The 19,563-nt window shown below is 66.6% G+C and carries 13 protein-coding genes; 6 read left to right on the top strand and 7 right to left on the bottom strand.

What is annotated here, in order from left to right; genetic code table 11:
* The 5 genes from VFG40_RS15750 to VFG40_RS15730 all read right to left on the bottom strand — a co-directional run.
* The coding region (locus VFG40_RS15750) for a hypothetical protein (RefSeq protein ID WP_324895389.1) at window positions 1-216 on the bottom strand (216 nt) is incomplete at its 3' end.
* A gap of 29 nt (window positions 217-245) precedes the next feature.
* Complete coding sequence (locus tag VFG40_RS15745) at window positions 246-569, bottom strand: hypothetical protein (protein WP_324899218.1); 324 nt, start codon at window positions 567-569, stop codon at window positions 246-248.
* 614 nt (window positions 570-1,183) lie between these two features.
* Window positions 1,184-2,872 (bottom strand): alpha-amylase family glycosyl hydrolase, encoded by a 1,689-nt coding sequence (locus tag VFG40_RS15740; protein ID WP_324899215.1) that lies wholly within the window; start codon window positions 2,870-2,872, stop codon window positions 1,184-1,186.
* Between the two features lie 130 nt (window positions 2,873-3,002).
* Entirely contained in the window at window positions 3,003-4,472 is a 1,470-nt protein-coding gene (locus tag VFG40_RS15735) for an MFS transporter (protein WP_324899213.1), read from the bottom strand.
* Window positions 4,469-6,691 (bottom strand): glucosidase family protein, encoded by a 2,223-nt coding sequence (locus VFG40_RS15730; RefSeq protein WP_324899211.1) that lies wholly within the window; start codon window positions 6,689-6,691, stop codon window positions 4,469-4,471. Before VFG40_RS15730 ends, VFG40_RS15735 begins: the two co-directional genes overlap by 4 nt.
* A 571-nt stretch (window positions 6,692-7,262) precedes the next feature.
* Between VFG40_RS15730 and VFG40_RS15725 the strand changes: the two genes are divergently transcribed.
* Window positions 7,263-9,176 carry a M3 family metallopeptidase gene (locus VFG40_RS15725; protein WP_324899209.1) on the top strand — a complete coding sequence of 638 codons (1,914 nt, stop codon included), beginning with the start codon at window positions 7,263-7,265 and terminating at the stop codon, window positions 9,174-9,176.
* 781 nt (window positions 9,177-9,957) lie between these two features.
* On the opposite strand, the gene VFG40_RS15720 is transcribed toward VFG40_RS15725, so the two are convergent.
* Window positions 9,958-11,460: a DUF6197 family protein gene (locus VFG40_RS15720; protein ID WP_324899206.1), complete on the bottom strand. Its 1,503-nt coding sequence runs from the start codon at window positions 11,458-11,460 to the stop codon at window positions 9,958-9,960.
* A gap of 403 nt (window positions 11,461-11,863) precedes the next feature.
* Here VFG40_RS15720 and VFG40_RS15715 point away from each other — a divergent pair, with 403 nt between their 5' ends.
* From VFG40_RS15715 to VFG40_RS15695, 5 genes are all read left to right on the top strand, one after another.
* Window positions 11,864-12,607, top strand: a complete 744-nt coding sequence (locus VFG40_RS15715) for a YdcF family protein (protein ID WP_324899204.1) — start codon at window positions 11,864-11,866, stop codon at window positions 12,605-12,607.
* 209 nt (window positions 12,608-12,816) lie between these two features.
* Window positions 12,817-15,279: a TonB-dependent siderophore receptor gene (locus VFG40_RS15710; protein ID WP_324899202.1), complete on the top strand. Its 2,463-nt coding sequence runs from the start codon at window positions 12,817-12,819 to the stop codon at window positions 15,277-15,279.
* A 71-nt stretch (window positions 15,280-15,350) separates the two neighbouring features.
* Window positions 15,351-15,626, top strand: a complete 276-nt coding sequence (locus VFG40_RS15705) for a hypothetical protein (RefSeq protein ID WP_324899200.1) — start codon at window positions 15,351-15,353, stop codon at window positions 15,624-15,626.
* Entirely contained in the window at window positions 15,623-15,886 is a 264-nt protein-coding gene (locus tag VFG40_RS15700) for a hypothetical protein (RefSeq protein ID WP_324899198.1), read from the top strand. The genes VFG40_RS15705 and VFG40_RS15700 overlap by 4 nt, the downstream gene beginning before the upstream one ends.
* Window positions 15,883-17,478 (top strand): PepSY-associated TM helix domain-containing protein, encoded by a 1,596-nt coding sequence (locus tag VFG40_RS15695; protein WP_324899196.1) that lies wholly within the window; start codon window positions 15,883-15,885, stop codon window positions 17,476-17,478. Before VFG40_RS15700 ends, VFG40_RS15695 begins: the two co-directional genes overlap by 4 nt.
* Before the next feature lie 45 nt (window positions 17,479-17,523).
* Here the strand turns inward: VFG40_RS15695 and VFG40_RS15690 are convergent, their stop codons facing one another.
* The gene (locus tag VFG40_RS15690) at window positions 17,524-19,557 is read right to left on the bottom strand and encodes a glycoside hydrolase family 13 protein (RefSeq protein WP_324899194.1); all 2,034 of its coding nucleotides are present in this window, start codon (window positions 19,555-19,557) and stop codon (window positions 17,524-17,526) included.
* Window positions 19,558-19,563: the final 6 nt, after the last annotated feature.

Raw genomic sequence — 19,563 nt, 5'->3', positions numbered from 1 at the left:
ATGGTCCGGTCGCATGACGAGCAAAGTGAAGAGGTAGATTACGAGCGTAGGCATAAAGGCGCCAAGCCCGAATACGACGACCACCTGCCATAGCGCAATGGGAAACCAACGAGGCATGGCAATTGCGGCACACACTGCGATCGAGTAGACCGAGACATAGCTGACCAGAATGCCGCTAAGCACGCCAGGCAGATAGCTCTTCGCTGCAACTTCCATATTGTCTCTCCTGTTGTCTAACGCTTGAGTTAAGCGGCGGCGAAGCCGTCCGCCTTGAACGAATTGTTAGATTGCCTGCCGAACACTTTTTTGTGCCAGTAGGCCTTTGGTGCCGCAAACCAACCCACATTCTTGTTGCTCTGGAACTGAGCCAATTGCCCCATTGGTTTGCCGTAACGCCAAAAGAGAGCAAGAAGATCGCGCAAGTTTGCCTCAGAGATACGGAGCGACCTCACTATGAGAGTGTCCTGCTCCCAGCGGACCACGCATGAAATCTCCGAAGCCCAAGAGAACAGGTGATCTTCGTCAAGCTGCGAGCCGAAGGTGATGCCTGAACAATTGAGACGAACCATATGTGCAATCGAACGCTAAAAATAAGCCGCCGCGTCAGCGGTCGGCTTGATTGTTCAGTTAGGCTTCGGTCGGACGCGCAGCTTAGAGGCCATTTAACACAACGTAACTACTCAAGCCTACCACTCCTACGAGCGAAATTACGGCAAGCCAAAATCCAAGGGGCTCAGCTTTACGATTAGCAACCTGACCGTTGATGTAGACGAAGTCTCGCCTGAAGCTTCGCCAGAGGTAGCGAAGACATAAAAGTGCCGACAGGCCAAAGCTGGCTCGAATTAGAACATCAATGACGAGAAGTATCGCTTCGCGGTTCATCGGGCCTAACGCTTAGTAGGCCCCACATCGGGGCATATGCAGGGAGCCTGCGGCGTTCCAGCGGCTCTCGTCAAGCGGGATATTCTCACGCTCGATCAGGCGCTTGGCGCACCTGTGGCGCTGGCCTCGCTGCTGATGATCGACTTCGCATATGTCGCGAAGCTGCACGCTATGTCTTATTCGTCCACATCTGGCGAAATAAACCGTATGGAGGGGGGCAGAGGCGGCGAAGACTCGCCCCATTCGAGTGTCTGTGCGTGAGATGAAGGCGTCTTGGTCGCGAGTGTTCCGGCCCGCAGCCTCACTTCTCCGGATGCCCCCGCTCCTCCATCAATCGCGTCAGTTCCGCCACCAGATCCGTCCGCGTCGCCTGCGCATCGAGCAGGTAGACCTGCACATCGTGCGCGGCAACACTGGCTTTTAGCGTGCCGCCGTCTGCCACGTTGATCGCCTTGCCACCGAACGCCGGCTTCCACTCGCCGGCCTGCAGCTTGTCGCTCACGTCGAATGTGGCCGGCTGGTCGCCCTTGTTGAGCAGCACGAGGGCGATCTGGTGCACGTCGCCCTGCTGGCAGACGCGATAGAACGCCGCCTGCTGGCCGGCGAAGCGGATGGGCAGCATCAGGCCGCGCTGCAGGGCAGGTGTTTTTTCGCGCAGTGTGGCGATGCGCTTGAGGTGCTGGTAGATCGGGCTCTTCGGTGCCGCGTCGATGCGCGCCTGCCCGAAGTAGTTGCGGTTGCCTTCGTGCTCGGCCTTGCCGCGCTCGAAGCCGGTTTCCGAGCCGTAGTAGATGGCCGGAATGCCGCGCGCGGTGAACAGAAAGTTGTTGGCGTCGATGAAGCCGTGGTCGCTGGCGTTCAAGCGCGCCATGTCGTGGTTGTCGTAGAAGGTGACCAGCTCGTACGGGTTCTGGTACGGGCCGTTGGTGAGGTAGAGGCGGTCGAGGATCCTGGCGTAGTCGCTGTCGGCGTGCTCGAACACCTCGCCGATGCGCCCGCGCAGCGGGAAGTCGAGCAGGCTGATGGCGCCGTTCTGTGGCCAGGTGTACTGGCCGATGTTGTCCGGGCTGTAGTCGAACGCCTCGCCGTACATGAAGAAGCCGGGGTACTTGGCGCGGATGCGGTCGCTGAACTGCTTCCAGAACGCGGTGGACATGTGGCTGATGGTGTCGATGCGGAAGGCGTCGGCGCCCTGGTCGATCCACTGCTCGTAGGCACCGACCATGTAGTCGAGCACCGCGGGGTTCTGGTCGTCGTTGTTGGACAGCTGCGCCAGGTCGTCGTACGCGTGATAGAAGCGGTGCAGCGGATTGCGTAGCGGATCGAGCTGGTACGGCGCGAGGTTCTGCTCGTCGGCGATCAGCGTGCCGTTCTGGTCGAAGATCTGCCCGAACTGCGGCTGCTTCTGCGGCATGGTGAAGGCGGGCGAGCCGTGGTTGACCACGATGTCCTGCACCACCTTGAGGTCGGCGGCGTGCATCTGCGTGGTGAACTGGCGGTAATCCAGACCCTTGCTCGGCAGGTGTTCGTCCACCTTGTAGAAGTTGACGCCCCAGTAGCCGTGGAAGCCGGTTTTGCCGCGGTCGGTGAACTTGGAGCCCCAGCTCACCGGATCGCCACCGGTGAACGCCTGGTCCGGGTTGTCGACGATGGGCGTGATCCACACCGCGCCGAAACCCATGCCCTTGATGTAGCCGGCGTTGTCCAGCACGCCCTGGAAGTCGCCGCCGAGGTAGCCGATGTTGGCGCTCTCGCCCTTAGGTGCGCCGGGCACGGGGATGTCCCAGGTGGGGTGGGCGCCGCCCTGGTCGCGGTGGTCGTTAGCCTTGTCGCCGTTGACGAAGCGGTCGGTGAGCACGAAGTAGATCGCGTTCGACGCCATCGGCGCGTCGGTACCGACGAAGACAGGCTCGCTGGCCGGCGTGGCGGCGTAGGCGAGGCCGCAGGCGAGCGTGGCGACGAGGGCGGGGAGCAGGCGCTTGGCGATCATGGTTTGGTTTCCGTGGTGCGTTTTTTTGCAGGAGCCCGCTCGGGTGCGATGCCCTTGCTCCTGATCCACATCGAAGCAAAGAGCCAACAGCATCGCCCGCGAGCGGGCTCCTACATGGGGTGCGGCAATATCAGGCGGCTTCCATCCGCGGCACGCGCAGCGTGCATAGGCCAGCGATGATCAGGCTCGCGCCGCCCATGCCCAGCGCCCAGATCGGCTGGTTGTGGAAAAACAGTTTCAGCAGCACGCCGAGCACGCTGGCGGCGAGCAGCTGCGGGATCACGATGAAGAAATTGAAGATGCCCATGTAGACGCCCATCTTCGCGGCGGGCAGGTTGTCCGAGAGCATCGCGTAGGGCAGCGAGAGGATCGACGCCCAGGCAAAACCGACGCCGACCATCGAGGCGATCAGCCACTGCGGGTCGCGGATCACCAGGAACGACATCAGCCCCAGGCCGCCCAGCCACAGGTTCACCAGGTGGCTCATGCGCAGGCCCATCGCGCGCACCATGATCGGGATGACGATGGCGGCGATCACGCCCACGCCGTTGTAGGTACCCATCAGCACGCCGACCCAGTTTGCGCCCTCGTTGTAGGCGGCCGAGGTGGTGTCGCTGCTGCCGTAGAAGTGTTCGGCCACCGCGGGCGTGGTGTTGATCCACATGGCGAACATGGCGAACCAGGAGAAGAACTGCACCCAGTTGAGCCGGCGCATCGGCGCGGGCATGCCGTAGAGGTCGCCCATGATCTGCCGCGCCGCGCCGCCGCTGCGGGTGGCCGAGAGCCACACGAACAGCGCGCCGAACACCACCAGTCCGCCGGCCAGCAGGTAGAGCTCCTTCTCCAGCCCCAGCGTGCCGATCAGCGCCAGGCCGATCGCGCCCAGCGCGAGGAACAGCGCGCCGATCTTCCACGCGCCGGCCACCGCCACGGGCGCGTCTTCGGTGCGGTTGTCGCTGAAAGACTCCAGCTGGTCCGGCGGGTATTCGCGGGTGGTCAGGATGGTCCACGCCATGGCGCCCAGCAGCACCGCGCCGCCGAAGTAGAAGGCGTACTTCACCGAGTTCGGCACCTGGCCGGCCGGCGCCGTGTTGGCGACGCCGAAATGGGTGAGCACGTAGGGCAGGAACGAGGCGACCACCGCGCCGACGCCGATGAACACGCTTTGCATCGAGTAGCCGAGCGGCCGCTGCTGCGGTGGCAGCTGGTCGCCCACGAACGCGCGGAACGGCTCCATCGACACGTTGAACGAGGCGTCCATGATCCACAGCAGCCCCGCGGCGATCCACAGCGTGGGTGAGTTGGGCATCGCCAGCAGGGCGAGCGTGGCCAGCACCGCACCGGCGAAGAAGTACGGCCGGCGGCGGCCGAAGCGGTTCCAGGTGCGGTCGGAGAAGTAGCCGATGATCGGCTGCACGATCAGCCCGGTGAGCGGCGCGGCGATCCACAGCGCGGGGATCTGGTCGACGTTCGCCCCCAGCGTCTGGAAGATCCGGCTGACGTTGGCGTTCTGCAACGCAAAGCCGAACTGGATGCCCAGGAAGCCGAAACACATGTTCCATATCTGCCAGAACGAGAGTTCCGGTTTGGCCTTGCTCATGGGGTGCTGCCCTTGCTGGGTGATGCGTCGTCGAGTGGTGCAATGACCAGGCCGCGCACATCGGCCTGGTTGAGCGGGCCGTCGGCGCCGCCGACGCCGCCGGTGTAGTGGGCGAAGTGGCTGAGGTAGCTCATGTTGAAGCCGTCCTCGAGCGCGAACTGGCACACGGCGCCCTTCTCGGCCGTGAACTGGCCCCAGGTCGAGCGCTCCTCGCGCACGCTGTGTGGCATCAAGATCGGCACGCGCTGCACCTTGCTGTCGTCGCAGCGGATGGAAAGCATCTTGACCGCGGCGGTGATGCCCGTGTTGATCGGGCCGTGATCGTTGACGTAGTTGAGCGACACCCGGTACGTGCCGCTGGCCGGTGCCGTCCAGCGACGGGGCCAGTCACCGGTGACCGGCGGCAGTTCGCCAACGCAGGTGGCGGGGCTGGGCAGGGATTCCATGCCGTGCGGGTCGATGCGCGTGGCGCGCACGCAGGTCAGTGCGCCTGTGGCGGCGAGCGAACCGCTGCCGTCCACCGTCTGCGCGCGGTGCCCGTTGACGTAAAGCTGCACGGGGCCGTCGGTGGTAACCGCCCAGCCGTTCTTGCCGTGGGTGACGGAAGGCGCCGACGGCGCCGCGGGCGCGTACAGCGGCGCATCGGTGCGCAGCGGCACGTCCTTCACGTTGATCGCCTTGAGCAATACCGTGGTGGCGTTGCCGCGGGTGGACACGCGGTCGGCCACCAGCAGGTTGCCGCTGCGCTGCGCGGGGAGCTGCAGCGTGATGGTGCGGTCGGGCAGGGTGATCGAGATGCTGTCGCGATCGCCGAACAGCATCGGCACCAGCGAAACGGGCAGCTTCGGCTGCACCGAGCCGTCCGGGTTCAGGCCGAACACGCCCTCGGTGACGATGGCGAGGTACGCGCCCACCGACCACAGCTGGCGTGGCGAGTTGACCACCGGCCCGCTGAGCTTGCCTTCATCCACGTGCTGGCCCTGGGTGAGCAGCTCGTAGTTCTCCATGTTGGAGCCGTACAGCGCTGCGCCGCGCATCACCGAGGTGATCTCGTGGGCAATCCGAGTGGGCTGGTCCACCGCCCGCGCCGCGCGCAGCGCGTAGGCGCTGACGAACGGCCAGATGGCACGGTTGTGGTAGATCGGCTGGTCGGGCCGTTCCGGCCAGATCACCGGGCTGCCGGCGGGCCAGGTCGGGTAGTTGGCCAAGGCCTGCGCCGCACGCTTGCCCTCGGCCACGCCGCTGGTGATCGCCAGCGCGATGCCGAGCAGGTCGTAGCTTTCCACGGGCAGGCCGTCGCCGCCCAGGTAGCTCATGTACAGGCCGCGGTCCGCGCGCCAGAAATGGGTGTTGATCGAGCGCTTCAGCGCGTCGGCCTGGTCGCGGTAACCGCGTGCTGCGGCGGAGTCACCGCGCTTGTCTGCAAGCTTGGCCGCCATCGCCAGCGCCTGGTAGTGCAGCACGTTGGTGGAGAGCGAGAACGACTGGGCGATGAAGCCGACCGAGTCGGCGGTCCAGTCCGGATAGGTCTGCTCGCGCCAGTCCAGGAACGAGGTCTCGCCGCGGTACAGGCCAAAGGTGTCGTCGAACGCATAACGGCGATCCTGCGCCAGCGTATCGCCCAGCGCGCGGGTCACGTCCGCGGCAAACGCGGGCTCGTCGAGCAGATGCTTCGCGCCCAGGAACCACACTACGCGGTCGGTGCTGATTGGCCAGCTGCCGCCCGAGCCGGTGTCCTGCATCACGATGCGCTGGTCCGAAACGGGCTCCTGCCCCGCCGTGGGGCCGCGCACCTCCGACAGCTTGAACTTCAGGCCGTTGCGGGCGCGCGCGGCATCGAACCGCCACAGCCCCAGGTCGATGGCGTAGGCGAGATCGCGGGTCCACACATACGGCCACTTCAGGCCGGTCTCGAAGCAGTGGCAGGGAATCGGCTGGCCGTGGTCGAAGGCGCCGTCGCGAATGGCGGTGACCGAATCCTGCGTCAGATCGTCCTGCGCCATGGCGAACAGGCCGTTGAAGAGCGCGCTCGCGGTGTCGGTGGCCAGCGGCTGCTTGTCGATCACGCGCTGGCCGTAGGGCCAGGCCACGGTGGTCGCGCCGGAGGCGTCGGTACTCACGCTGACGTGCACGCCGTGCCAGTCCAGTCCGTCACGCCAGACCGGTGGTGCCGCGGGTGGCGTGGTCACCATGGCGGCGGCCAGCAGCGCGCTCAGCATGGGCGCACCGCGTCGACGGCGGTGGAAGCGGCGATGGTCATGGTGTGTCTCCTCAAGCGATACCGGCGCCCGTTATGTCACGCCGCGCCAACCCCCGCATGCTGCGAGCGCAACACGCACCCGCGCCGCCGCGGCGCGAGCCCACCGATGCTAGGCAGCATCGCAGTGCAGCAACCAGCGTCTGCATACGTATTCATCGGCTCCGGGTGCCCGCGAGCCGCCGCGCCGGCCGTCACCTTTGGGGGCGCGTGTCGGGCCGCGCCCGGGCCATCGCGTGCAATCCACCCGCTGCACGCCCCTCGGGATGCGTTGCGCCCGGCGCGCGCCCGGCATGGTGCGGGCGCTTGCGCCGCCTCGCCCACGCGACGCGGCGCATGTCGGTGTCGGCCGGGTTTGTTGTTAAGGTGCGGCCAGGAGATCCCGATCACGCCGAACGACGCGTCGGTGCTTTCCATCACACGACGGGGAAGCGCAGATGAAGTGGATGGTTTCGGTGTTTTTCACCGTGGGCCTGGCTGGGCTTGCGCCATCCGCGCAGGCGGCCGCGGCGCCGTCTGAGGCCGCATCTTTCGTGGCGACGCCTTTGCTGGCTCCGGCCTCGGCCGATGCCGTGCAGCGGCGCTGCAGCCGGTCGTTGCAGCTGGAAGATGCTCTGCGCGCGTCGCTGGAGGCGCGTACCGGCCCGGCCGGAATGGCGCAGGACTTCCAGGCCTACGACGAGCTGGCCAACGTGATGATGGTGGGCGCGCTGGAGATGGATCTGGTGGGCGCGACGCATCCGGACCACGCGGTCCGGGATGCCGCCCGGGCCTGTGCCGGCAAGCTGGCGGAGAAGGCGGCCGGCGTGTCGTTGTCCCGGCCGATCTATGACCGCCTTGCGGCCATTCCCACGGCGGGGCTGGCGCCAGCGGCGGCGTACGCGCTGCAGAAGATCCTGCGCAACTACCGACTGGCCGGCGTCGACAAGGACGCAGCGACGCGCACCCGGGTCGCTGTGCTGAAAAAGCAGATCGCCGAGGCCGGCCTCGCGTTCCAGCGCAACCTCGCCGAGGACAAGAGCGAGATCACCCTCGCGTCGGTGGACGACCTGGCCGGCATGCCGCAGGACTACATCGACGCGCACAAGCCATCGGCCGATGGCCTGATCCACATTCGCACCGTGGCGCTGGATGCCAATCCGCTGATCGAGTTCGCCGACCACGAGGCGGTGCGCAAGCAGATGTACCTGCGTTTCGCCAACCGCGCCTGGCCCGCCAACGAGGCAACCCTCGAGACGCTGCTGGCCAGACGCGCCGAACTGGCCCGCCTGCTGGGCTATCCGAGCTTCGCCGCGCTGGATACCGCCGACAAGATGGTCGGCACGCCGCAGCACGTGAAGGCATTCCTCGACAGCATTGCCGCCGCGGCAATCGCCGGATCGGAACGCGACAACGCGGTGCTGCTGGCCGAACAGAAGCGGCTGATGCCAGGTGAGACCACCCTGCAGCCATGGAACACCAGCTACCTCACCGACATCGTGACCCGGCGCGAATACGGCCTGGATGAAACACAGGTACGGCAGTACTTCAGCTACACCAAGACGCGCGATGGCGTGTTCGCGCTGGTGCACGACCTCTTCGGCGCCGACATCCGGCCGTGGAAGGGGGCGCACTTCTGGTCGAGCGACGTGGAGGGCTACGAGCTGTACGACCACGGCAAGCTCGTGGGCCGGTTCTTCCTGGACATGCATTCGCGCGCGGGGAAATTCCAGCACGCGAAAACCGCGGCCGTGCGAATGGGCCTTTCCAGCGGGCAGATCCCGCTGGCCGGGCTGGTCTGCAATCTGGCGGCGACCGGTCCGATCGACCACGCCGGCGTGAGGACCTTCCTGCACGAGTTTGGCCATCTGCTGCACGTGCTGTATTCGGGCCACCAGCAGTACGTTTCCCAAAGCATGATGACCCTGCAGTGGGACTTCATCGAGGCGCCGTCGCAGCTGCTGGAGGAATGGATCTGGGACGCCGACACCCTGCGGCGCTTTGCGACCAACGCGAAGGGCGAACCGATTCCGGTGGCGCTGGTGGCCAGGATGAATGCCGCGCGCCACTTTGGCGAAGCCAGTTTCTGGCGCCGGCAGCTGGGGCTGGCCAACGTCTCGCTGGGCTTCCACGACCGGCCAGCCGGCTTCGCCCTGGCGCCGATGTGGCTCCAGCTGTACGACCCTTACGGACCGGTGCCCACGCCAGAAGGCGCGCATGCCTATGCGGCATTCGGTGCCCTGGAGGACTACGGCTCGTTTTATTACACCTACGTCTGGTCCAAGGCGATCGCGCTGGATCTGTTCACCCGCTTCCGGGCCGAAGGCATGCGCAGCCCGCAGGTGGCGCTGGCCTATCGCAAGGCCGTGCTCGACCCCGGCGGCTCGCAGCCCGCCGATGCACTCATCGAGCATTTTCTCGGCCGGCCGATGAGTACGGCGGCATTCCGCCAGATGTTGCAGAAGTAGCCGCGCCTGCCAGCAGTCCAGACCTGCCTGCATCCGTGCAGGCGCGGCCATGACGATGCCGGGCCGGGACACCTGCCGCTCGACCAGATGGTCGACGAAGAGTCGGCCATGTCGACTGATGATCATCCATGGTGGTTGTGGACGTGACGCAGAGCCGAGGTGCCTTTCTTGCCGCCATGGCGGCAGCCACCGCAGGCCGGCCTGATGAACGCGCTTGCGCGGTTCGACGAACATCGCCAAGGTCTCGATGCGGCCGGCAAGCTCGCGCACGGTAGCGCTGCTGCGCGACGGTGCGCCGTCGAGTTTGCTGGAGACAGTGCAGCAACTCGTGCACCTGGCGGTTATCGCGGCAAGATCACGCAGGGCCGGCAGGTGGCGCTGCCGCCGCTCGATGCCTTGCCCGGTTTCGCCGGCCGCTTTATCCGCCACCTGCTCGCGCCGAGTAGCTTTCGGCCGGCCAGCAGGCCGCTGACGGTTTCACCCTGCAGCGGTCCCCTGCATCGGCAATATCTGCTTGGTTTAGATCGCGCCTGCCCGGTTGGCCAGCCGGAAGCAGCGCGTGGCCGCGGCGGACACCCCCGTGTAAATCAACAACGGCCAGATGCGTTCTTCATCCAACGAGAGCATCGTGCGCAGGCGGCCCGATCAACGGCTCCAGCCCCTCATCGGCTCGGGCGAAAGCTCCCGGGCCGGTGCAAACCGGGCCGTGGCGGGTGTCCTCACGGGCAGCAGATGAAGTGGCCTTGCTTGCCGGACGCTCTGCGCGCAGAGGGTCGCGGCATCATGGCTCCACATCCGACGCGCCTTGCTCCGCCCTTGGGCGTTGCGCGCGGGCAATCGCTTCGTCGAACAGGGTCTGTAGATCCGTGAGGCTGGTGCGCGGGTCGTTGTTGTAGTCGCGCATGCGGTGGCTGTAGTCACGTCCGACGCTGCGTTCGTCCACCAGCCGCCTCACGATTTGCAGCGCGGGGCGACGGTGCTGGAACCCGCCGCTCTCGCTGATGCTGGCCTGCTGCATCGCGCAGTAAAGGCTGAGCATCGTCTTGGCGGGGGTGCATTGACGATCGTCCTCGCGGTCCCAGCGGCTCGCATCGGCAAGCAACGCTTTGGCCTTGCGCAGGATGGCGACATCCATGGCGTTCGGCGGAACCTCGCTGCGGGTATCCAGGCGGAAGCTCAAGCGGCTGCTGCCCTGGTCTCGCGTGTAGTCCTGATCCTGCTCCACGCCGTGTACGCGAAACCACCCGAGCTGGGTGCGCAGGACGCCTTCCTTCAGAATCGAGCTTTCCAGCTCGATGGCGGCCTCGCCCGGAGAACGGGTTGTCATGCCGCCGGCCCAGACGTCAGCCGGCAAGTCGTCGCGCTTCCAGCGGCCGCTGCCAATCGCTGCTACCGGATGAAGCGTAAGAGTCAGCTCGCCGTCGGCGCCGGACGCCGCCGCGAAGGCGCTGCCGCAACTACCGACGAAATCATCGCTGTTGCCGCGGCGCACCAGCTGGCAATTGCCCGGCTCGGCCACTCCGTGCAATGCCTGGTAGACCTCGGCATGCAGGTGTCGCGCGCGCTCCAGGATCAAGCCGTACTCGGCCGCCTGGTTGCGATGGGCGAGCCCGATCTGCATGTAGGCGTTGTAGACGACCCGGTCCTTGAACAGCGCCGTCAGGTCCATCGGAAACGGCGCGCTTCCCGTGGCGGCCGCTGGCGTGAGGTCGAACGCGTGCGGTCTGCCTGCAAGCCTCTTGCGGTACGCGTCCACGTTTGCGCTGGCCGGGTCCGCCCGCGTCAGCAGCGCGTTGATGCCGGGGCGATAGTAGGTCTCGTCGTAGCGGCTGATGTCTTCCAGCCTGGCCTTGGCCCACTCGTCATAGGCCACCAGTTCGGTGCGCAGGGCGGCGGCGCGGATCACATGGATGTCGCCCGTGGCGATCAGCGCCTCGATATTGCCCAGCACGGGGCGGTACCGGGCCGACCTCCATGGCGCGCCGAGATCCCGCAGCAGTTCGGCCTCATTGGCAGGACGCTCTCCCCAGAACGCATGAGTGATCACATGGGCGGCAAGCGCCCTCTTGTTAAGGACCGCCTGGGCGTGCTCCATGTCGTTTTCGGTGGCCAGCAGATCGGCGTCCAGCTGTTGCAGGTACTCGTTCTCGTTCTCTCGATCCAGACGACCCTGCCACCACGCGCTGACTGCCAGCGCCACCAGCACGCCGGCTACCACCACCACGAATTCGGCGAGGAACCAGCTGATCCCGCGGCGCCAGTGATGCTCGCGGATGAAGGACATGAACCGGTCGATCCTTGGCGCATCATTCATGGCGATGGCAACCCGTCGGCGTGACCGCCAGTACTCCTGGCGGACGGCACACATCGAGCATGCGGGCGCGTGGCATATCGCATTTCCCCTTTGACCCAACGGATCGTGGCACAGGGCGGAAAGGCTAGCGAGCACCTGTTGCACTCGATCGCCCCGCTGCCTCCGCCGGATGCCCTGAAGTCTTGTTCAGCAGAAGCAGGCGTCCGCGACCCTGCGCAGCCGTGGGGCACGAGTGCACCGATCCACGCGGCTTGCTGACCCATTGCATGCCGGCTGCTGCTCGATCGCGATGGATGGCTGTGGATGAACGGTCCGGTGACGGCGGACGCGGCACGTCTTGCGCGACAGCAAGGCGTGCCCGATCCTCAGGGCGATGATCCTCATCGAAGTTCTCGAACGCCTCAGCAGGCCATGGAATCAGGCCGCATTCGTGGCGGCAGGCGGCCTGCTCTTCGTACTCATTCGACGCTATCGCACCGGTGCCGTGCTGCTGGCGGCCGGCGCGTTCTGGTTCGTGTTGTGCGCGTCGCCGAACTTCGCCCTGATGCTGCAGCGAGGCCTGACGGCCAGCTACCCGGATAAAGCGGCAGGCGAGTATCCCAAGGCTGATGCCATCGTGGTGCTCGGCGGCGGCGCCATGCCCAACGACCGCGACTGGGTCGAAGACCCGGCCGACACAGAGGGCACGCGTGTCGGCTTCGGCCTGCAGTTGTACCGCACGGGCAGGGCGCCCCACGTGCTTCTTTCCGGCGGCCATGGCGCGGCGCGGCACATGGCCCGCGAACTGGCAGAGCAGGGCGTGCCGCCGGCGGCGCTGGTGCTCGAGCCGGATAGCGCCACCACGTACCAGAACGCCCGCTACTCCGCGGCCATTGCACGCCGCGAAGGTTGGCAGCGCGTGCTGCTGGTGACCTCGCCGATGCACATGACCCGCGCCGCGGCGAGCTTCCGGCGGCAGGGGCTGGAGGTCATCGAGGCGCCGTCGATCGGCCACGAGACGGGCTACCACCGCGTGCAGCCGGAGTGGCACCCGCGCCGCAGCGCGCTATGGCTGACCTCGCGCTGCCTGCACGAGTACATCGGACTGTGGATGTACCGGTTGCGCGGCAGGGCGTGATTCGCTGATGCGGCGATCCGAAGTCGGATCCTCGTTGTAAGGACCGCGGTGCCGGTCGAAAGGGCGGCCCGCCTTTGCATGTTTGAATGCGAGTAATTATCATTTGCGTGCGCAGCAAGCCTTGGCCGTTGCGCCTCTGCCGCGCAGTCGCCGCCGCACTCGCGCCCAACGCATTTGTCACCTTCTCGCCAGTTACAGGGAACCCTTGCATGTCCATGTCCGACCCGTTCGCCGCGCACCTGTCCGGCCCATCCCGCTTGCCGGCAAGCTCGCGCCGCCGCGCTGTGACCCTGGCGGTGGTGCTGTGTCTGTCGCTGTCGACCAGCGCGGCGATGGCAGCCGACCGGACACCGGCGACGGGCGACGGCGCTGTGCGGGTGCAGGGTTTCCGGCTGCAGGCCGATTCGCTGCGCGGCGCACTGGATGCCTTTGCGCGGCAAAGCCGGGTGCAACTGGACGGGCTGGATCGCGTACCGGCGGATCTGTCCTCGTCTGGCCTGCGCGGTGAGTTCCGCACCGCCGAAGCGCTCTACCGGTTGCTCGCGGGAACCGGCTGGCAGGCGGTACGGCTGGGCGCTGCACACTATCGGCTGGTGCCGGGCGGGGCCCGTGTGGCCGACGCCAAGGAACTGCCGGGCGTGCTGACCACCGCCACCATCGACAGCCTCTCCACCGAAGGCACCGGCTCCTACACCACCGCGGCGCAGACCAGCGCCACGCGCCTGCCGCTGTCGATCCGCGAAACGCCTCAGTCGGTGAGCGTGATCACCCGTGCGCAGATGGACGATTTCGGCCTCGACAGCGCCAATGACGTGCTCGCCCGGACCACCGGCATCAACGTGGAAAAGATCGAGACCGACCGGACCTACTACAGCGCACGCGGCTTCGACATCACCAACTTCCTGGTCGACGGACTGGGCCTGCCGTTCACCAGTGGCGGCCAGCAGGGTGACATCGACACCGCCGTCTACGACCACATCGAAGTGCTGCGGGGGGCCAACGGGTTGCTGTCGTTCACGGGCAATCCTTCGGCCACGGTCAACTTCGTGCGCAAGCGGCCGACGGCGGAGCTGCAGGGCAATGTCGGCGTGACCGTGGGCAGCTGGAACCACCGGCGGGTCGACCTGGACCTGTCCGGCGCAATGAACCGCTCGGCCAGCGTGCGCGGGCGCTTCGTTGCGGTCGATCAGGACAGCGACAGCTATCTGGACCGCTACACCACGCACAAGCACGTGCTTTCGGGCATCGCGGAGGCCGACCTCGCCGACGACACCATGCTCACCGCCGGCATCACCTGGCAGCGTGACAAGTCGAAAGACCCGATGTGGGGGGCGCTGGCGCTGTACAACACCGACGGCTCGCCGACCCACTACGATCGCGCAACCAATCCTGCCGCCGACTGGTCCTACTGGAACATCGACGACACCCGCAGCTTCGTACAGCTGGATCAGGGCCTGGGCAACGACTGGCACCTGAAAGCAGCTCTCAACCATCGCCGCCTGAGCAACGCCAGCGAGCTGTTCTACATCTACGGCACTCCAGACGCCGGGACCGGGCTGGGCCTGTTCAGCTACCCCTCGCGCTACACCGGTGTCGAACGCCAGGACTACGCCGACCTCTTTGCCAGCGGCCCGTTTTCGCTTGGCGGCCGCACCCACCAGCTGGTGATCGGCGCCAACTGGGCCCGCGACACCAATCAGGAACGCTCCGACTACAGCGCCGACATCGGCACACCGCTGCCGGACATCGATCGCTGGACCGGCAACTATCCACGGCCGGCGTTCGACGCCTACAGCGACGGCTCGCACTTCCGCACGCGCCGCCAGTCCGCCTATGTCACGGCGCGCTGGAGCCTGGGCGAGCCGCTCACCCTGATCACCGGGGACAGCATCACCCGCATCCACAGCGACGGGTTGAGCTACGGCGTGGCACACGCCTACCAGCAGACGCGCTCGACGCCCTACGCGGGGCTGGTCTACGACCTGGGCGCGCACTATTCCGCCTATGCGAGCTACGCGGCCATCTTCAATCCACAGACCGAAACCGATGCCGGTCACCGCGTGCTCGATCCGATTACCGGCTCCAACGTCGAAGCGGGCATCAAGGGCGCGTGGTTCGACCAGCGCCTCAACGCGACCGCTGCGGTGTTCCGGACGCGACAGAACAATTTCGCCGAATACGCGGGCTTCCACGCGGACACCGGCCAGTCGTACTACCGCGGCACCGACGCCATCGCCAAGGGCTGGGAGCTGGACGTCGCCGGCAGCCTGACGCGCAACTGGGAACTCAGCGCCGGCTACACCCAACTGCAGATCGACACCCCCGAGGGTGCCGACGCCCGCACCTACGTGCCGCGGCGCACGCTGCGCGTTTCGAGCAGCGTGCGGGTCGCGGCGGTCGACGGACTCAAGGTCGGCGGTTCGTTGCGTTGGCAGAGCGCGATCTCGCGCGACCAGGCCGCGCTCGACCCCGCCGGCAACGAGATCTACACGCGCCAGGGCAGCTACGCGCTGGTGGGGCTGATGGCGCGTTACGACTTCAACCAGGCGTGGAGCGCCACGCTGAACCTGGACAACGTCACCGGCCGGAAATACATCAACAGCCTGTACTGGGCGCAGGGCTACTACGGCGCCCCAGCCAGCGCCATGCTTCGCGTCGACTGGCGGTTCTGAGCCGTGCGCCGCCGGTCATCTTCGAAGCGCACGTTCCACTGCCCGCTCGGGCGCGGCCGACGGGGCGCGCCATGAGCCTGCTCGGCGCAACCGCGCTGGTGCTAGCCGGCGCGTGGCTGATCTACCTGGGGAGCCCGGCGCAGAACTGGCTCCGGGCGCCGCTTGCCCGGTTGCCGCGGCGGAGCGGCGCACTCCTGCTGGCGCTGTCGGTGATGCTCTGGTGTCGCATCCTGGGCGTCGGCGCCGGAATCGCCGCATTCATCACGCTGGTGATGCTGGCCTGGGTGCTGGCGCCCTATCTGGGCTGGTGGCTCGGACGGCGCGATGCGGCGCGGAGCGCACGATGATCGGCCGCTGCCTCGCCGGTGTGCTGCTCGGCTTCCCGCTCAGCGCGATGACGCTGGCGCTGGCCATGGCGTTGTCGCCGGCGCGGGGTGCCGGCTGGGTGATCGCGGCGCTGATCGCGTTCTTTCCGCTGTGGACCGGCGTGATGGCGGCGAGTTATCTGTTCCGGTCGGGCGCGCGTGCATGGCTGGTGCTCGGCCTGGCGAATGCGGCCGCGTTTGCGCTGCTGCAAGGCGTACGCCTGAGCTGGAGCGGCCCATGAAGGCAGCGACGCTGCGCACGTTCCAGCTCGTGCATACGTGGACCGGCGTGATGGCCGGGTTCTTCCTGTTCGTGGCGTTCTACGCCGGCGCGCTCACCGTGTTTCATGGCGACATCGCGACATGGCAGCACCCGCCGTGGCGCAGTGCGGCGTCGCCGGTGGAGAGCCGGCAGTCGCTGATCGACCGCTTCCTTGCCGTGCATCCGGAGGCGCGCGCCGACTTCGGGTTGGTGCTGCCGCCACCGGGCACGGCGCAGCCGCCGTACATGTACTGGCCCGCCGATGGCGAGGAACACTTCGCGACCGCCGACGCGCTCGAGCGCGACACCGACGCTCCCACGGCCGGCAGCCTGGCCGATTTCATTTACGCCCTGCACGACTCGCTCGGCATCCCGGTGGTGGGCCTTTACCTGATGGGCCTGGTCAGCATGCTTTACGGGCTGGCCCTGGTCTCGGGCATCGTCATCCACCTGCCGGGACTGGTGAAGGGCCTGTTCGCGTTGCGGCCGGGTCACAACCTCAAGCGATTGTGGCTGGATGCACACAATGTCATCGGCGTGCTGAGCCTGCCGTTCCATATGATCTTTGCCGTCACCGGCGCGCTGATGTGCCTGTTCACGCTGGTGCTGGCATTGCTCAACACGGTGGCATTCGAAGGCGCGCTGCCGACGATGTTCGCCCAGGCGATCGCGACTGCGCCGCCACGGGAAGCTGCCGGCGAGGCGGCGCCGATGCTGCCGGTCGATGCGCTGCTGACGCGCGCGCGCGCGCATGCGCTGGCAACCGGTGTCGACGAGTTCGAGCCGGACTACGTGCACTTCTCCAACTATGGCGATCGCCACGCGGTGGTCGAGGTGCGTGGGCTCTCCCAGCGCACCTTGGCCACCTACGGCACGGTGGCACTGGACGGACAGAGCGGTCGCGTGCTCCAGGTGCATGTGGGTCCCGCCTACAGCGCCAATGGCAGCATCAACTCGTCGATGTATGCGCTGCACTTCGGCAGTTTCGGGGGGCGTGCGGTGCAGTGGATGTATTTCGGGCTCGGCCTGGCGGGAGCGTTCTTGTTCTATTCGGGCAACCTGTTGTGGGTGGAGTCGCGCCGCAAGCGACGCCACCGCGATCAGCCGCGCCGCACGCTCTGGATGGGCCGCGCCACGGTCGGCGTGTGTCTGGGCAGTTGCCTGGGAATTTCGGCGGCGTTCCTCGCCACGCTGCTGGGCGAGGGACGGGCGTGGCCGCTGGACACGCTTCAGCGCGCGGCTGCCTACGGCATGTTCGCCGTGTCGTGTACGTACGTGTCGATCCGGCCGCTGGCCACAGCCGTGCGCCATCTGCTGCTCGCCTGCAGCGCCATGACGGCACTGCCCGCGCTACTGGACCTGGCGCGCAACGCGGGTCCGTGGGTGCGCAATCCCTGGACGGGGGCGCATGGCGCGGTGCTGGGCGTGGATCTGACCGGGTTGCTGCTGGCGCTGGTTTTCCTGTGGCTGGCCCGCGCAAGCGCGCGCCGTGCGCGCGAGGGCGACCCCAACAGCATCTGGGCCGGGTGCGAAACGCCGGATACAGCGCAGCACCCATCCGTACACGGCTGACGAGAAGGGCCGGCCAGGCGGCCCTTCTCGTGATCGACAGCCCCTTTACTGCGCCAGGATCGCGCCGTAGTGACCGTTGACGCTCACGCTCACGCTGCCGTTCTGCACGGTGTAGTGCGCGCCCGAGAGCAGGTCGGTGACGGTGCTGCCGTTGGTCATGCTCAGCTGCCACACCGGCACGGTGACCGTGTGGCTGGTGCTGTCGTTGTTGAGTGCCACCGCGATGCGGTTGCTGGCGTCGAAGCGGCCGTAGGCATAGAGCTTGTTGCTGTCGTCGGTGAGCAGGCTGATGAACGAGCCGGTGCGCAGTGCCGGATAGGCGTTGCGGATGGCGGTGAGCTTGCCGGTGAGCGCCACCGCACTGTTGGTGCTGGTGCCGGTGTTCCAGTCGAACGTGCGGCGGTTGTCCGGGTCGGCGCCGCCCTGCATGCCGTACTCGTCGCCGTAGTAGATCGTGGGCGTGCCGACGTAGGTCATCTGGAAGATCAGCGCGAGATAGGTCTTCCAGATGTCGCCGGCGGCGCGGGTGCCGAAGCGGGTGATGTCGTGGCTGGAGAGGAAGTTCGCCATCACCTGCTGCACTGGCCCGGGGTAATTCGCCCGGGTGCCGTGCAGCCATGCGTCGAACTGCGACGCGCTGATGCTGGCCGCGCCGTTGCCGTAGTCACGCCCGGTGATCCACTCCGACACCGGCTGGGTGAAGCCGTCGTAGTTCATGGCGCCGTCCCACTGGTTGCCGCTGGTAGTCCACGGGCCGGCGTTGCCGAAGTATTCGCCGAGGATGTCGGCGTTCGGATTGACCGACTTCACCGCCGTGCGCAGCTCGGCGAGGATCTGGTGGTTGGTGGCGTCGCTGCCGTTGTTGCCGCCGGCATCGATGTACTGCGCCGCGTCCAGTCGCCAGCCGTCGATGCCGTAGGGCGCCTTGAGATATGTCTTCACCACCGAACTGGATGAGCCGTAGATGGCGCTGCGCACCGCCGAGCCGCTGGCGCCGTAGTCGAGCTTGGGCAGGGTGTCGAAGCCCAGGAAGGACGCGTAGGTGCCCGGCCACTGCTGGAAGTCGTAATAGCCGTACCAGACGCTCTGCTGCGACTCGTAGGCACCGGCGCTGCTGAAGTTGTTGTACTTGTCGAACCACTTGTGCGCGTCGCCGGTGTGGTTGAACACGCCGTCGAGCATCAGGTAACCGTGCGGGCCGTTGCCGGTGGAATGCAGGTCGCCGAGCAGCGTCTGCAGCGTGGCATTGCTGCCGAACGCCGGGTCTACCGTGCTGTAGTCGGCGGTGTCGTACTTGTGCACGCTGGGCGCGCTGAAGATCGGATTGAGGTAGACGATGTTCGCGCCGACAGTGTTCTTGATGTAGCCGAGCTTCTGGTCGACGCCGGCCAGGTCGCCGCCGAAGAACACCAGGTTGTTGTCGCCGCCGGAGGCATAGACGGTGCTGCCCCATGCGTGCTTCTCGGTGCAGTGGCCCTTGTAGCAGTACTGCCCGGTCTGCACGTCGTTGGCGGTGTCGCCGTTGTAGAAGCGGTCCGGGAAGATCTGGTACATCACGCCGTTCTTCATCCACGCAGGTGTGCTGAAGCCGGGGATGACGAAGAAATCGCCCGAGCTCGGTTCGGACGAACTGATGCCGGCGGCGTTGTACCAGGCGCTGGCGCTGCCGTCGGTGATCCGGAAGCGGTAGTACTTCTCCGAGGCGCTGGCGGGGATGGTGCCCCGCCAGTAGTCGAAGGTGCCGGTGGCGTCGTTCGACGACCAGCTCATCGGCACGCTGTGGAAGGCGCTGTCGCCGCTGTCGTAGTACTTGATCGTGGCGCTGGTGATGTCGCCCTTGAAGGTGCGGAAGGTCAGCGTAATCGCCTGGCTCGACGTCGGCTCGATGTGGTTGTCGAACAGCGGTCCCTGGTCGTGGAACAGGCCGTTCCACTCCACGTTGTTGTCGTTGCTGGCGGCGCGTGCCGTGAGCGGCAGGGCGCCGGCCGCCAGGGTGGCGGCCAAGGCGAGACAGAGTGCGCGGCGCGCGCTGGTGCGGTGCTGAAGCCCTTTGGGTGAAAACTCCTTGCTGGCGAACATCGACTT

This window comes from Dyella sp., from assembly GCF_035685805.1.
Classification (GTDB): domain Bacteria; phylum Pseudomonadota; class Gammaproteobacteria; order Xanthomonadales; family Rhodanobacteraceae; genus Dyella_A.
Note: the sequence above shows the minus strand (reverse complement) of the source record. Positions and strands in the feature narration are given on the sequence as shown.